At 58.4% G+C, this 15,399-nt stretch carries 13 protein-coding genes and 3 pseudogenes; 7 read left to right on the top strand and 9 right to left on the bottom strand.

Translation table 11 applies throughout. The features are described from left to right. The first annotated feature begins 293 nt into the window (after window positions 1-293). The 5 genes and pseudogenes from X739_RS143125 to X739_RS1000000170685 form a co-directional block, all read left to right on the top strand. Window positions 294-569, top strand: coding sequence for a hypothetical protein (locus X739_RS143125; protein ID WP_023795522.1), 276 nt, complete (start codon window positions 294-296; stop codon window positions 567-569). 1,048 nt (window positions 570-1,617) lie between these two features. After that, entirely contained in the window at window positions 1,618-2,856 is a 1,239-nt protein-coding gene (locus tag X739_RS143130) for an ABC transporter substrate-binding protein (protein ID WP_023795520.1), read from the top strand. Between the two features lie 84 nt (window positions 2,857-2,940). Further along, entirely contained in the window at window positions 2,941-3,834 is an 894-nt protein-coding gene (locus X739_RS143135) for a sugar ABC transporter permease (protein WP_023795519.1), read from the top strand. Window positions 3,835-3,934: 100 nt separating this feature from the next. Further along, window positions 3,935-4,706, top strand: a pseudogene (locus X739_RS01000000166440) (carbohydrate ABC transporter permease). After that, window positions 4,703-4,952: pseudogene (locus X739_RS1000000170685) on the top strand (ABC transporter ATP-binding protein); the annotation flags it as partial. The pseudogenes X739_RS01000000166440 and X739_RS1000000170685, both read left to right, overlap by 4 nt. 173 nt (window positions 4,953-5,125) lie before the next feature. Here the strand turns inward: X739_RS1000000170685 and X739_RS143140 are convergent. Next, window positions 5,126-6,016 (bottom strand): CocE/NonD family hydrolase, encoded by an 891-nt coding sequence (locus X739_RS143140; protein WP_031252268.1) that lies wholly within the window; start codon window positions 6,014-6,016, stop codon window positions 5,126-5,128. Between the two features lie 542 nt (window positions 6,017-6,558). Here X739_RS143140 and X739_RS143145 point away from each other — a divergent pair. Together X739_RS143145 and X739_RS143150 are read left to right on the top strand one after the other, a co-directional pair. Continuing rightward, entirely contained in the window at window positions 6,559-7,530 is a 972-nt protein-coding gene (locus X739_RS143145) for an MBL fold metallo-hydrolase (RefSeq protein WP_031252267.1), read from the top strand. A 78-nt stretch (window positions 7,531-7,608) separates the two neighbouring features. Next, window positions 7,609-8,046 carry a DsrE family protein gene (locus X739_RS143150; RefSeq protein ID WP_023795514.1) on the top strand — a complete coding sequence of 146 codons (438 nt, stop codon included), beginning with the start codon at window positions 7,609-7,611 and terminating at the stop codon, window positions 8,044-8,046. A 114-nt stretch (window positions 8,047-8,160) separates the two neighbouring features. Here the strand turns inward: X739_RS143150 and X739_RS143155 are convergent, their stop codons facing one another. The 8 genes and pseudogenes from X739_RS143155 to X739_RS143185 form a co-directional block, all read right to left on the bottom strand. After that, entirely contained in the window at window positions 8,161-8,574 is a 414-nt protein-coding gene (locus X739_RS143155; RefSeq protein WP_023795513.1) for a response regulator, read from the bottom strand. Window positions 8,575-8,906: 332 nt separating this feature from the next. Further along, window positions 8,907-10,008 (bottom strand): annotated as a pseudogene (locus tag X739_RS01000000166435) (IS256 family transposase). A 520-nt stretch (window positions 10,009-10,528) separates the two neighbouring features. Beyond that, on the bottom strand, window positions 10,529-11,176 hold the full coding sequence (locus X739_RS143160) for a response regulator transcription factor (protein WP_023795509.1): 648 nt from the start codon (window positions 11,174-11,176) through the stop codon (window positions 10,529-10,531). An 864-nt stretch (window positions 11,177-12,040) separates the two neighbouring features. Beyond that, window positions 12,041-12,286, bottom strand: coding sequence for a hypothetical protein (locus tag X739_RS143165; protein WP_156939927.1), 246 nt, complete (start codon window positions 12,284-12,286; stop codon window positions 12,041-12,043). A 394-nt stretch (window positions 12,287-12,680) separates the two neighbouring features. Beyond that, the gene (locus X739_RS143170) at window positions 12,681-13,196 is read right to left on the bottom strand and encodes a hypothetical protein (protein WP_023795507.1); all 516 of its coding nucleotides are present in this window, start codon (window positions 13,194-13,196) and stop codon (window positions 12,681-12,683) included. Then, complete coding sequence (locus X739_RS143175; protein WP_023795506.1) at window positions 13,193-13,780, bottom strand: hypothetical protein; 588 nt, start codon at window positions 13,778-13,780, stop codon at window positions 13,193-13,195. The genes X739_RS143170 and X739_RS143175 overlap by 4 nt, the downstream gene beginning before the upstream one ends. Further along, window positions 13,773-14,339 (bottom strand): MotA/TolQ/ExbB proton channel family protein, encoded by a 567-nt coding sequence (locus X739_RS143180; protein ID WP_023795505.1) that lies wholly within the window; start codon window positions 14,337-14,339, stop codon window positions 13,773-13,775. Before X739_RS143180 ends, X739_RS143175 begins: the two co-directional genes overlap by 8 nt. A gap of 40 nt (window positions 14,340-14,379) precedes the next feature. Beyond that, window positions 14,380-14,757, bottom strand: coding sequence for a hypothetical protein (locus X739_RS143185; RefSeq protein ID WP_156939925.1), 378 nt, complete (start codon window positions 14,755-14,757; stop codon window positions 14,380-14,382). Window positions 14,758-15,399 lie beyond the last annotated feature (642 nt).

The following is a 15,399-nucleotide window of genomic DNA, read 5'->3' as shown; positions in this document are numbered from 1 at the left end:
GGTAAACGGCAGGGCGGGCCGCCATCGCGATTCCTGGCCTATGGCCCGGTATGCGCGATGTGCGGCAGGCGCTCCTCACGATGAGCCAGAGCATGAGCCGCTGCAAATCAACTCCTGATGTGCGCAAGACCGAGAGATTCCAGTGAGTGCGATCGTTCCCCCTTCCGTCACACGCAGCAAAGCTCGTAGCATTCGTTCGGATCGACAAAAACAGTGCTTATAGGAGATACGGCAGCCAAGGGTGATGTTCATCTGACACTGTCAACGTCCGTTAGGCCCAGAAGGATACTAATATGAATATCAGATCTACTTATCTTGCTGTGACGCTTGCTCTTCCCACATTTGGTGGCCAGGTTCTGGCTGGCGTTTTGAATGAGCCGGACACTATGAAGCCGTTCTTCACCGATTCAAGCATGAAAATCATGAAGCCCCGAGAGCATTTCAAGCGCCACTTTTTTTCCATCCCGGCCGAAAAGCAGGCACAGATCAAGAATGAATGCGCGGGTGAGGTAGTGCAGCCTTTTACGGGCTTCTGCGCGAACGTGAATACGCTCGGCGGTCACAACTAAGACGGCGTTCACACCGATTAATGACGTGGCCCGATGGCCTGCCTTGGCACTGGGCACGAAGATGCTTGCGAGGCCGGTTGACCTAAAAACTGAATATAGCGAAGGCTTCTGGCGCCGCGTCTAGCTCAATCAGCATGGATTCCGCCTGCGGGGCGGCGTGGCCTCGCAGGTGTAATTGATGCGGCAGCTGCAAATCGGCGCAATCAGAGCAATAGAGAGCGAGCCATTTCCGGTGTGCAGTGTACATTGGAAGACTAGGAGAATAATCCAATGGATGATCCGCACAACAGCATTTTGGAGGCTCGGTGGCTTCTTGCTGTACCCCTATCGCTTATCCTTACGGTGCTTGTGGCGGGCCTCGTTCTCGCCTGAAATTGCGTCGGTGAGCTCGGACGAGCGGGACTAGTGCATTGGGTTTGGGAATGAGAGTTGCCAGACTCGATCTTTCACATGCAGCTCATCGAGGGCGACATCGCCGATTGTGATGCCAGGTGGTAGGTCGTCGCGGGCTTCCACAAGACGACGGCCATGTCCGGCTTTATTCAGCGCCTACAATTCCCCTCGCGGAATCAAGACCGGCAATCTGCATTAGGATCTGGCTCGACAGATCGAAAGCTCGCAAATGCGGCAACTCAGACTTGCTTCCCGGTGTCAGGGCAAACACGAATGCCACGGCCGAGAACCAAGCAACTCATCCAAAAAGCTTCGTGAAGACTCGGAATCAGATTTGGGGACCGAAGTTGGCACAGCCGATTGTCGGATTCCCGGAGGCTTCACAGCCCTGGAGCGAGTGAAGCGATACGAACACTCAACCCCAACCTTTGCGAGTGGAGTTGACGGACGGAATGCCTCGACGCCGCTACTGACCTAGGAGACTGCAAGGAACGTCGGTAATTGACTCATGGACGGCTGTCATCCATCTTCTTAGGCTGGTACCTGCCGACAAGACCACGCGTCCTCGATTTGTGCCCATGAACATCGCGGGACGGCGGATGTCATTGTGGTATTGCTTATAGGACAATTCGCTTGCATTTCGGGAGGAAACGCTATGCGATATGGGGTTATTATTGCCGCCTTAGCTGCTGCGGTCGCGTTGCCGCTCGCGGCTCCCGCCTTGGCCACGGACCTCGAGGTCACTCACTGGTGGACGTCGACCGGCGAATCTGCTGCGGTCGCCGAATTCGCCAAGGCGTTTGATGCCACAGGTAACAAATGGGTTGACGGCGCCATCGCCGGCGGAGGCAGCACCGCAGTTCCGATTATGATCAGCCGCATTACCGGCGGCGACCCGATGGGCGCCACGCAGTTCAACCATGGCCGTCAGGCCGAGGAACTGGTCCAAAAAGGCCTGATGCGTGACCTCACCGACCTCGCGACGAAGGAGAACTGGGCGAAGATTGTCAACCCGCCGACGCTGCTCGAAAACTGCACGCTCGGCGGAAAGATCTACTGCGTACCGGTTAACATTCACTCCTGGCTGTGGATCTGGTTGTCCAACAAGGCCTTCGCCGACGCCGGCGTGCCCGTGCCTACCAACTGGGACGAGTTCGTCGCCGCCGCGCCTGCGCTTGAAAAGGCGGGCAAGGTTCCGCTAGCCCTCGGCAAACAGGGCTGGCAGGAAGCCGGCGCCCTCAACGTGTTGATGGGGGCAATCGTGGGACCCAAAATCTACCTTCAGGTGTACAAGGACAAGAGTGCCGAGGTGGCCGCAGGCGCCGACATCGCCAAGGTGTTCAAGGCAGCCGACGACGCCCGTAGGATGGCGGCGAAATCGAACGTCCAAAACTGGAGCGAGGCCACCAATCTCGTGATCACCGACCAGGCGGGCGGGCTGATCATGGGCGACTGGGCGCAGGCTGAGTTCCAGGTGGCCGGCAAGGTTGCTGGCAAGGACTATACCTGCCTACCGGGCCTTGGCCTGAATGCGGTCATCGCGACCGGCGGCGATGCCTTCTACTTCCCGAAGATCGACAATCCAGAGGTCAGCGCCGCGCAGGAGACGCTCGCCCATGTGTTGTTGTCACCTGAAACACAGGTCGCCTTCAACCTCAAGAAGGGTTCGCTTCCGGTGCGCGGCGACGTCGACCTCACGGCGGCGAACGACTGCATGAAGAAGGGCCTAGAGATCCTCGCTGCCGGCAAAACGATGCCGTGGACGGACGCGCTTATCACTCCTGATACGAATCAAGAAGTGAACGACCTGATGGCCGAGTTCTTCAGCACGCCGAGCATCACAGCCGAGGACGCCCAGAAGCGCTTCGCCGAAATCATCGCCAAAGCCGATTGAAGGTCCCTCCTGAGCGGACCTTCGGTCTCTTGCGGGGCCGCGGATTGCTCAACAGATACCTTCCGACCCGGCGCAGTGGACTTCATGACCGAGCCAGCGACCGTACGACCCAACCGGCTGTTTCGCAATCTTAACGCCAAGATCGCGTCGATCCCGATGGTGCTGAATGCGCTGATCGTCTTCATCGGTGGGACGATCTGGACGGTGGTCTATTCCTTCACCGATTCCAGACTGCTGCCGCAGTTGCATTTCATCGGCCTCGACCAGTGCCGGCGTTTATTGGGAGCGCAGCGCTGGCTGGTCGCGGTGGAGAATCTGGCGATCTACGACGCATGCATGCTTCTCTTTTCGTTGGTGATCGGTTTCCTGCTCGCTGCCCTGCTCGACCAGAAGATTCGTTTCGAGGACGCCTTTCGCACCATCTTCCTCTACCCCTTCGCCCTCTCGTTCATCGTCACGGGACTGGTCTGGCAGTGGATCCTCAATCCGGATTTCGGCATCCAGCATGTGGTGCGCTCGCTTGGCTGGACGAGCTTCGCGTTCGACCCGCTCTATGATTCCAAGACCGTTATCTACGGCATTCTGATCGCTGCCCTTTGGCAAGGCACCGGCCTTGTCATGTGCCTGATGCTGGCTGGCCTGCGCGGCATCGATGAAGACATGTGGAGGGCCGCGCGAGTCGACGGCATACCGATGTGGAAAACCTATCTCTTCATCATCGTCCCGATGATGCGACCAGTGATGATCACCACGCTGGTGATTATTACCGCCGGCATTGTCAAGGTCTATGATCTCGTCGTTGCGCAGACCAGCGGCGGACCCGGCATCTCATCAGAAGTGCCGGCGAAGTATGTCTACGAGTACATGTTCCGGGCTCAGGACCTCGGCCAGGGCTTTGCTGCCTCAACCATGATGCTTTTGTCCGTAGTTATCGTCATCGTGCCATGGGCCTATATAGAATTCGGGCGGGCGCGATAACGACATGCCAAACAGCGCTGTCCTCACCTAGGCAGCCAACGGCGCCGATGCCGCAACCCGGGATATTGCCGGGCCCCTTGGCCCGAAGCCGCGGCGGATGATGTCGCGCCGCAATATCTTCCTCTACGGTACGCTGATCGTCGTGGCCGTCTACTATCTGCTGCCACTCTATGTGATGGTCGTCACCTCGCTCAAGGGAATGCCGGAGATCCGGCTCGGCAACATCTTCTCACCACCGATCGAGATCACCTTCGAGCCCTGGGTCAAGGCGTGGTCGACCGCCTGCACCGGCCTCAATTGTGACGGACTGTCGCGAGGATTCTGGAATTCGGTGCGCATCACCGTGCCGTCGGTGTCGCTCTCGATCGCCATTGCCTCGGTCAATGGCTACGCGCTCGCCAACTGGCGCTTCAAGGGCGCGGATATCTTTTTCACCATTTTGATCATCGGCGCGTTCATACCCTATCAGGTGATGATCTATCCGATCGTCATCATCCTGCGCGAAATCGGGCTTTACGGCACCATCTGGGGCCTGATCATCGTGCACTCCATTTTCGGCATGCCAATCCTGACGCTTCTGTTCCGTAACTATTTTTCGTCGCTGCCGGAAGAACTGTTCCGGGTGGCGCGCGTCGACGGCGCCGGCTTTTGGGCTTCTATTTTCGCATCATGTTGCCCATGTCGCTCCCTGTCTTCGTCGTTGCCATCATCTTAAAGGTGACCGGCATCTGGAACGATTTCCTATTCGGCGTCATCTACACCAAGCCGGGTTCCCGATGACTGTGCAGCTCAACAACATCGTGAATTCGGTTCATTTCGTGTCAGGAAAAATGTTCGTGCGCGGCATCGCCGCCGGCTCGGTGAAAGGATGAACGCGACGGCAGCAAACGGGACCATAGTTTCGATCCAGGTTCTGTGCTGAGTTTCGGTGCGGTATCCGTGTTGCAGACGCTCAATCTCGATGTCGCAGAGGACGGACCCATCGTCCTGTTCGGTCCATCCGGCTGCGGCAAGTTGCATTGTCGGCCAGCTCGAAGTCTCGGAGGCCGTATCTCTTCATCAAGGGCAGGAACGTCACCTGGGAGGAACCCGAGCATGGCGTCGGCATGGTATTCCAGCGCGGTCGAGAACGGCCCATCCCGCCGGGGAATCCAATGTCGGTCAAGATCCGTCCGAGCAAGATCGAGGACCAAGGCAACCAGAGCATACTTGTCAGCGAGGCAAGGTCGGCATGCCCGACCATGTGGCGGTATCATAAGCGACGCATACGGCACCACTTGACCAGTTCCGGCTATAGGTGCGATCGGAAGAAATCGACGACCAAGCGACGCATCGTTTGCGTTTCACGGTGCCCGATGTTGTCTTCTTCCACAAGGGCAAGCGCCTGTCTTGCCCCCGAGGCCTCATACGCGGCGGAAGTCTCGACGAAAGCGCACCGGACGACGGGAGGCGGCGTCAGCGGATCATCGCGGCCAACGCAAATGAGTTGGGGGCGTGGCGCGATCAGCCCGGCTATTTCTCCAGTCGAGGTTTCAGAAAGGAGACCGGGGATTGTAAGATAGTGACCATGAAGGTCGTGCGCACCCATCTCGATAAGCGTTTCGAAGTCCGCGTAGCAGCAAAGATGCGCGGCGACGGCCACGCGGCTGTCGATTGCAGCCAAGAAGTAGGTGAGCGTGGCTCCCATCGAAATCCCAGTCATACCGATGCGATTGCCATCGACATCCATGCGCGATGCAAGCCAAGTCAAGGCCGCGGACTGCTCGCTGAGCATCTGCCCGAACAACGTCCTGCCGCGCCACAGTGCTGCTTTCGTGGCGGCGCTCTCCGTCACGCCTGCGCGTTCGCCGAAGGTTGGCATGTCGATGCACAGCGTCACATAGCCTTGGCGCGCTAGCCCCGGCCCTGGGGCATCGAGCAAGGCCGGGGACCCCGCAATCAACTCGCTTGCGCCGATATCGTATCGGTCGCCATGCGCGTGAGCATAGAGGATGGCCGGTCGCGGCATGCGGTTTGCAGTCGGTCGCGTCAACAATCCGCGGATTTCCGTTCCGTCCGGCAAGCGGAAACGGAGGCGCTCAACGACGTGGTCGCCATAGTCTTCAGGGACGGAAGTCACGAAGGCCAATGACGTTTCCGCAACGCGCAGCAGTGATCTAAGCCGCTTGATTGAGATTGTCATTGCCTAGCCTACCGAACCCGGCGGCCGCTATCAACCGTCCAGGGAAATGCCGGTCACGTAGGCAGAGTCCGGCGCCACCGCTTGCTGCGTAAATTTCGCTCATCCATCTTTCCGAGCGGGCCGCCAGCGCAATGCGCAGAAGTCATATCCATCGGCGGACCAAGCAGTTGATCGGTCGATATGCGAGGGGTATTTCTCGACCGTCGCATCGAATCCATCCCTCCCGGGTACTTCGCCCGATACCTTCGTCGTACTTCGCCCGATGCCTTCGTCGTTCCGGCATTGACTCGGGTTTGTCAAGTCCGCGGTTACAGACCTGTCGCTGCGCTTCTCCGCTACAACGGCTGCCTGGGTTGTCGCACCGCGAACATGCCTAGTGCGTTCTTGCTGTCTCCGATTTGGGCAAGGTTGCGCAAGTCCGTCCCGACGGGACGAAGTATCGTTGATGTCAGCGACAATTAAATTGGAACATCGCGATCGTCCCGGTGCCCACTGTCTGGCTATCCGCAGCGGAGCAACGCCGATCGATGGAGCTGAAGACTATGACCTCTAGCTATCAACCGTCTCTGTCGCGCCGGCGCTTCTGCCTCTGCTGTATATCTGGCGCAACATTCGCCGCCACGGGAGGTTGGCTAACACCGCACAAAGCGTTCGCCGAGGCGCGAGGCATCGTTAGCTTTATCAAGGACAGCGCGGCCACCTCGCCTATCGTCACACACAAGCTTCGAAACGGCGTCAGCGCGCTCGAGGGGTCCGGCGGAAACATTGGCGTTCTGGCAGGCCCCGATGGCAAAGTGCTTATCGACGCCGGCATCGGCGTATCACGTCCTCAAATCACAAATGCGCTGGATGCTCTGGGCAATGACCCGGTCACGCATCTCGTGAACACGCACTGGCATTTCGATCACGCCGATGGCAACGAATGGCTGCATTCGATAGGCGCCAAGATCATTGCGCATAGCAATACGAAGAAGCATCTCAGCGGAATCCAGCGAGTCGAGGACTGGGAATACAATTTCCTACCTTCTCCTGCTGGCGCCATTCCGAGCGAAGTCTTTGAAGAAGATAGGATGCTGACACTCAACGGTCAGACGATTGAACTCACTCACTATGGGCCGGCCCACACGGACAGTGACATCTCAGTCATGTTGTCCGAGGCGAACGTCTTGCATACCGGCGACACGTATTGGAACGGCATCTACCCGTTCATCGACTATTCCACAGGTGGAAGCATCGACGGAATGATCAAGGCCACTGAGGCCAATCTTGCCAGGGTTACAAATGATACGATCATAATTCCCGGGCACGGCCTACCTGTTAGTAACAAAACCGAACTTGAAGAGTACAGGGACATGCTCGTATCCATCCGGGACAACGTAGCCAAACTAAAGAGCCAAGGAAGATCTCGTGACGAGACTGTCGCCGCAAAACCGACCGTAGCTTTCGATCAGAAGTGGGGACAGTTTGTCATCGATGCCGATTACTTCACTCGGCTCGTTTACGAAGGTGCTTGACATACTTTGCGTGCTTTTAAGCACAATGCGCGGGCATCGGCCCCAGAGAGCGGCTTTACCCACAAAGGATTTTGTTACGTGGCGGATTCAGAGAAGCGTCTGCATATTGATATTCCAGTCAAGCTGGCCAAGGTGAATTTGGTATTCAGTATCGGTGTCTTGCAATTTGAAGGAGACCTGCCGGCGTCAATCTTCCACATGCAACTCATCGAGGATGACATCGCCGATTGGGATGCCAAATCGGAGGTCGTTGCGGTCTTTCACACGAACGCCGGACACGTCACGCTCCATGACAGCGCGTACAATTCAGAACGTGGCATCGCGACTGGGAATCCCTACAGGGATCTGGTCGACCACTTGGTTAAGCGTGGTGTGAAGATTGAACTGTGTGGCGCGACCGCCAAAATTCACAAGTGGGGCAACTCAGATTTACTTCCTGGAATCAAAATAAATACGGATGCCATGGCGAGAACAACTCAACTCGTCCAAGAAGGCTTTGTGAAGATGACAGAATGACCACCACACCGTACACTCGCGCAGATCGCACGTAAGCTTGGTGTGCAGCGGCACACTTAACCTCCGGTGTAATTCGACCTCAACGCAGCGTGCGTGCTGCTCGCAGCGCTCCGCCTAACCGGGCCTTTTCAGCGCCTCAGATATGCAGTTGATCAGAGTCTCACCATTGAACGGCTTGGTCAGGAAACACACCGCTCCCGCTGCAAGTGCCCTCATCCGGCTATTCTCCTCAGCGAAAGCCGTGATGAAAATGACAGGCAAACGTTTGCCTTGCGCGATCAGTTGGCTCTGCAATTCCACCCCGCTCATGCCCGGCATACTTACGTCTGTTATCAGACACGACGTGTCCTCAGCATGGGGAGACAGCAGGAACTCCTCGCCAGACCCAAATCCGTAGGCGACGAACCCATGTAAGCGCACGAGCCTCACCGTTGCGACCCGAACGGATTCGTCATCATCGACGACCGAGACTATTGGAGCGCTTGACAACCACAGTCCTCGCACTTGGATTGTATGCTCATCGCCCATTACTTGCGGGCGCACCCTTCCATCATATGCTATCAAGGATGGTTGGATAATCATACATAGGTTTGGTGCTGTCGCTCGGGCCTGGAGGCTGAAGGAGGGGCGTGTCCCGCAACGGGTGCAATTAGCCGGCGACAGCATTGTAGATCGTACGCCACTATCCGACCTGTATGTCGGATTATAATTTGTCTATATCCGACAAATCTCAAAAGTACCAAAAAGTATGCCTCGGCATGCGAATTCGATCAAGCTGGTAGCCGCCGACGATCATCACATCAGACGGGGATGTAGGTTGTGCGTCAAGTTCTGCAAAAACGGGGCGGCCATGAAGCTGGTCATGCAGCTTGGCGCAGAGCGAGCTTCTTGTGCTCGCGCAGGTCGTCCATGTTGATGTATCGGTTGACCTCCATCCAGTTTTTGTTGGTCTCGACGGCCAGCGCTCTGACCAGGCGCAGGCAGCTCTCGGCGTGGGGAAGATGCGCACGACATAGGTGCGCCGGCGGATTTCCTCGTTGAGGCGTTCGAGTATGTTGGTGGACTCCAGGTGCTTGTGGCGCTGGCGCGCCAGACAAAAGAAGGTCAGCGTGCGCTCGATGGTCTCCTCCACCCACGTCATCAGCCTTGGATAGCGGCCCGACCATTTGGACAGCCATGCGGCGAGATCAGCCTTGGCCTCGGCGAGATCGCGGCGGTCGTAGAGCCATCTGAGTTCCTGTAGGCAGTCGTCGCCGTGCTTGCTCGGCAGGTGATCGAGCGCGTTCCTGAGGAAGTGCACGTAGCAGCGCTCCCATGCGGCTTCGGGGATCACCTCGCCGATCGCCGCGACCAGGCCGGCATGGTCGTCGGACACGACCAACTCGACGCCCTTGAGGCCGCGCCCCTTCAGCGCCACCAGGAAAACCTTCCAGGCCGAGCGGCTCTCGCGATTGGCCATCTCCACGGCCAGGATCTGGCGCCGGCCGTCCCAATCGATGCCGACCGCGATCAGCACCGCCTGGCTCGCGACGATGCCGGCCTCGCGCACCTTCTCGTAGCGGCGTCGACAATGAGGTAGGGGAACGGCTCTAGAAGCGGGCGCTCGGCAAAGGCCTTCAGGCTCTCGTCCAGACGTTTGTTGATGGCCGAGATCGACGAGGCGGAGAAGGCGTGGCCGCACAGCTCTTCGGTGATCGCCTTGACCTTTCTGGTCGACACGCCCTGCACATACACATCTCCGCAAGGGTTGCCACCAACGCGCTCGGAGCGCTGGTAGCGCTCGAACAGTTCGGTGGAGAAGCGGCCGGCCCGGTCCTGCGGAACCCGCAGCTCCAGCTTGCCGACCCGCGTGACCAAGGTGCGGCCGTATTAACCCGAGCGGTAGCCCAGACGATCAGGCGTGCGCTCGCTCTTGGAAGCACCCAGCGCCTCGTCCATCTCGGCCTCGAGCACCTCCTGCATCACCGCGCGGATCACTTCGTGCAGCCCATCCGGGTTCGAAAGCAGAATGTCTTTGACGGCAGCGNAGCACCTCCTGCATCACCGCGCGGATCACTTCGTGCAGCCCATCCGGGTTCGAAAGCAGAATGTCTTTGACGGCAGCGGTGGCGGATTTATCTTCACTCTTGGTCATGGTGGCGTTCCTTCGCGGGAATCAGGTGACGTTGAACATCACCAGCCTGCCATGACCGCCCTCTCTCAGCGAATTTGCAGAATTATCAGCACACACCGGGATGTAGACAACTGGGCGAGCGATCCGTTCCGGGATCGGCTCGGAATACCATACTGGCACCGCCTACATCGATTTGGGGTTCGCAGAGACACCTACAAGCAGTCCGTCAGACACGCCGCACCTCTCCGTGGCGGCCAGGCAAGCGCTGTAGTAGGTTCGCCGGGGTAGGTGCTACACGGTTTTTTCGATGAACCCATCCTGCCGGCGAAAGCTGCTTATCCCTTACGATCCCGCCGACTTTGGTTGGCACTATCGCTCGGAGCTTATGTCGAGAATCTCGGCCATTCGCACCAGATCAGCCAGAGTTTTCGCACCCATTTTTCTCATGAGGTTGCCGCGATGGATCTTCACGGTGATCTCGCTGAGCCCAATCTCGGCTGCGACCTGTTTGTTCATCAATCCCTTGGTAACTAGCGTCATGACCTGACGCTCGCGGGCACTTAGTGATTGGAAAAAAGCCCGCAGCTCTGAAACCACTCTCTCGCGCTCGCGTCTGCGGCGGTCTCGCTCGATCGCTGCGCTGACAGCGTCCAGCATATCCTGATCCCGAAACGGCTTCGTCAGGAAATCGACTGCGCCAGCTTTCATCGCTTTTACTGACATCGGAATATCTCCGTGGCCGGTCATGAAAATGATGGGGATCTGAATATCGGCCCGGGCCAGTTCGCTTTGGACGTCCAGGCCACTCAGCCCAGGCAACCGAACGTCCAAGACGAGACAGGCTGGGACATCAGGAAGCTTGCTTTGAAGCAATTCCGATGCCGAGCCGAAAACCTCGGTGCGCAGGTCGATCGTGTGCAAAAGCCTTCTCAGCGCGTCGCGGAATGACGTGTCATCCTCAACGATGAAGACCGTGGGCTCCTCACCTGCGCCATCCTTTTGACTTGGCCACGTCACGGCCGCGCGTCTCGACGCGACCGACAGGCGCGCTGACACATCGCGCCAGGCCCGGCACTCCACGAAACATTCATAGACACGTAGCGGCTCCCAACGATCGGGCGGCCGACCGGCAGCCTCATGCCCATTGAGTTGGGCGTGGTAATAAGGATGGGAGGTTGCGCGATTCGGTTATGCATAACGGCAGCAACGGACGTCCTTGTCAAGTCGATAGGTCGACATCAAATCACTTGGGGGGAAGATCTGCAAGTTGACGACTGCTTGGCAGCGCGGGAGGCGCAGCCATTGCGGACGAAGCTCTCTATGGCGCGTCGCTGTTGTGCGAGCCGAGGCTCCTTTCCATGAAAAGGGTGCCCGCCAGTCCGAGGTGATCAGGATCATGCCAACTCCTATGGCGCCGTGACTAGTTTCATCGTGAGGTCCACCCTTTTCGCGGGATGAGGAACGAGGCAATCGCGACGCAAAATTGGCAATTGGCGAGAAGCATCCTGGTCGAAACCAACTAGACTTTCATCAGTGCTGCAACTGCTGTTCCTCTTCGGCTCTCCAGTCTTTGGGTCACATTTGCTGCACGCCAATTGGTGCCAATTGATCGCTGGCGGTCGCTCCGCGGTTTGCTGGTTGATCGTGGCGACGCCGCCCTCCCCCCCGGCGTTCGTCGTGGGCCATGGCTGGGCCGATGGCACGTCGTCATCGGCCCATTTTTTTGCCTGCTCGATCGCCAACGGGACCCATCCATCTCGTCCGTCTTTAAGCGCGTGCGCGAGCCAGTTGCTCTATGGCAGATCTGACAGGCCGAGGAGCCAAAACAGGCAACGACCGGGGACCCCCTGATACCCAACTTCGCAGAACGGTGGCCCAAATTCATTGCGGCGCTAACAGAACGTGCGCGATGATCACTTTTACTTTCGGGATGCGCGATATGGCGGCGAACACGTCGGCTCGGCGATTGAACCAGCTGTCGATATCTGGGCAGGAACGAACACGATCAAGTCCACGCGCCTTATCGCTATGAAGGGGCTGCATCAAAGACTTCGATGGCGTGATCGGCAGACTTGCTGTGATGACCTCGAAGCCAGCTTCCTCTAAGCCGGACTCAATATCCATCAAGATAAGCTCCTCGTCTCCTCAGCGAGCCGAACAAGCTCAGTGCCACCAAGTCCAATGTCCCTGCGACGACCCTGGACAACGATCCTAAGCAACCACCGCTTGGCGCCGGAAGGGTCAACCCCCAAGACCATTGTCATTCGTGTAGCGGCCAACAATCTTGGCCTGCTTACTTGCAAGGCACTAAGGGCCTTTTCCGGGTGCCTTCCCCGTTTTAGCTTGGGTTCGCTCCAAAATTTTACGCCACATCGTAACCCGCGTTTGAGCGATATCAACGGATTTCGGCGGACTGCGTTGCACCCTTCAAAAAAAGCTATGTAGCTGTATAACTTAGCATTATCGGCCTTCAACGGACGTCTTTGGACTACCGAGATGACGGACGCACTCTCCGCCAAGGTCACCGAGTGGCGTCAGCGCTCGTGGTGGGCCGTGCATAAACGAGCGGGCGCTCACCGCTCTGATAGTCCTTTGCCGGCAGGGGTGGTTGTGGCCGTGCGTAGAACATCGGTGCGCGGGCATTGAGACCGGCGTCGGTGGTTTGCATCTTCATCTCTACTCCGGTGCCGTCAGCTTCCGCTTTGCCCATCGCATCTTGCAGTTGTTGGGCGGCTTGCTGGCTCCATGGCAGCACATAGAAGCGCGGCTCAGTCGAGACGGGCGTGATGAGCCATACGTAGATGGCTTCGTTCTCAACCGGGACGGCGCCCACCACCTGGGCTTTTGCCGTGTCGCGCCACTCGAGTGTCAGTGGCTTGGGACGGCCAAGAAGCTCGCTTGCGCCGACGTAGACGACGGTGATCAGCGCCAGGAAAATGCCGACCGAGAGGGTGCGGCGGGCAATGCCTGCATGCGGCAGAACAACGAAAATGAACACGCCAAGCAGCAGGGCGAAAATGACGGGAGCTATCATCATTGGGTGGCCGCCACGCGTAGGGGTTTGAAGATGCTGTTGATGCTGCCGGGCACCAGTTGGCCGGCCGAATCGAGCCGGAATCTCAAGGCGGTAAGCTCCTGGTTGGGCTTGCGCAGTTGGACCGTCGTTGTGGCCACCGGCGCTGACGACTGGGCATCGCGCTTTAAATTGACGCTGATCTTGACCGGGACGGGATATGTGACGTTGACGCCGCGATACATGTGAACATTGACGATGTATTCGCCCGCGGGCGCGCCCCTGGAATAGGCGACTTCGTGGTTGGAGTCAGTCATGTCTTGCGCCATGCCGAGGTCGTCGCGCAGCAGATCGAATACCTTGCCGCTTTTGTTGGAATAGCCGACCGGCACATCGCCGGGCGCCTGGACCCACAGATCGACATCGGCGTCGAGCTTGTCGGGCCATTGCGTTTCGATGGTGACGTTTCCCGGCGCCGTGACGCCATCGGTCTCGCTCGCCTTGGCTGGCGGGTTCATCACCGTCATCATGAGCACGGTCATGAGGACGAAGCCGCCGAGCATCAGGAGAGCGGTGTCGAGCCAGACAGTGAGAGTTTCCTCATCCATCGAAGTTCCCCAGCAGGCGGAGATTGATCTTGAGCCACAGGTTCGTGGCTATGCCCAGCAGCGTCGCATAGAGCGCGACATACATGCCGTCGATCACCGACGCGATCATCGGCCGGATTGTATTGGGGTCGGCCGATCCGCCAGCGCGCGCCGCCGAGAACGCGACGATCAACCCAACCACGGTCCCGAGCAGCCCGATCCGCACTACATGGGTCGCCAACCAATCGACATCGCGCCAGCGCCGGAAGAAGACGCACAAAATGCCTAGGGCGGCGATGGCTGCGATCAGCCAACACAGAAACGCGTTGTTGCCGGCGAAGGGTTTGTCGGCAACGCCGGCGGCCGAAAGCCCGGCGATTCCCGCGACACCGATCGCCTGAAGAACGATGAACCGCGATAGGAACGCCTTTGGATCACGTTGGTCGGAGTGAGTTTCCGACAGCCTGCGGACAATGAGGTGCGATCCCTGGTCGGCTGCCCGCTCTGGCCATAGCTTCTGAGCAATCGGACCGGGCCACGGCTTTCGCGGTGCGCTTTCGCGGTCAGAGATATCAACCATCTTGCCGTTCCTTCTTTTTTGACCTACGCGATGCAGGCGATCAGGCGCCGCGCTCGCCTTTGGACCCGACCCGCTTCAATTCTTCCCAACCTTCGCCGATGGCGACGAGGCAGCTCGAGCCGTTCGGCTGGCTGACCATGATCGTCCAGGTCGCGCCATCCTCGCTGGTCAGAACTTCGACGACTGAGCCGTTCTTAGCCAGGCCGAGGGCAACTGGTGCTTCCTTGAAACGGCTGGAAAGTTGCTTCAGGATTTCTGGCCGCGAGCCGCACGGGGGCAACCCGCCCGCCGTGGCCACTGGCGATGCCGCCGCCGCCGGCATGGCGGAGATGGCGACCAGCGAGACTGCCGCGCCGATCACTCTAATGGGCGCCAACCCAAAACGTGACTTAAGTTGTATTGGAGCTTGGTTGAACATCTGGACCTCCGGATTGGGCACAGGCTAACCTGTCAGCCGAATCAACCGGCCCATGTGGTTGATACGACCTTCCTGGCAAGCTGCCATTGCCCGTGTAGACTACCGTGCGTGTCTGAGCGGTTCCATTCTACTGGGGTTTGTTCCCTTATTCTGATCATTTTAGAAACTCAGACCTTGGTATGATAGAGAGCATCTTTGGCCGATCGGCCAGACCGGCAGGCGACTAGTGCTCAGTAGCGGCCGACCGCAGCCGACTTTGGTCACCTCGTGCGCGACGATCAGATGGTGCTTGGCATCGTTGGATTTGGACAGTGTAGCCGACGATGCCAGTGCCTTTGCCGCTCGCCATTGAGCGGGCATCGGGGATCTGTCACCGGAAACCTGCTTTGATTTGCGACGTCTCGACCCACCTCCCGCACTGGATCTGCTGCCGCAGGCTTCCAATCTTCTCCCTCGGCCGACCCGTCTTCGCCTCAGCACGTTGCTGACCTGGCGGCCAGCATGTTCCAAGGCTGCCAGCTAGCGTGCGATGTTGGCTTCAAATCTGCTCGATACATTGGCATCCTTGTTACCGTGAATTTCGTGGTCGCGATTGTCGACAGCCTTGACTTGCTCCACGACGCCCGGTGTTGAACTGGGAGT

The organism is Mesorhizobium sp. LNHC209A00 (genome assembly GCF_000502915.1).
GTDB lineage: Bacteria > Pseudomonadota > Alphaproteobacteria > Rhizobiales > Rhizobiaceae > Mesorhizobium.
Note: the sequence above shows the minus strand (reverse complement) of the source record. Positions and strands in the feature narration are given on the sequence as shown.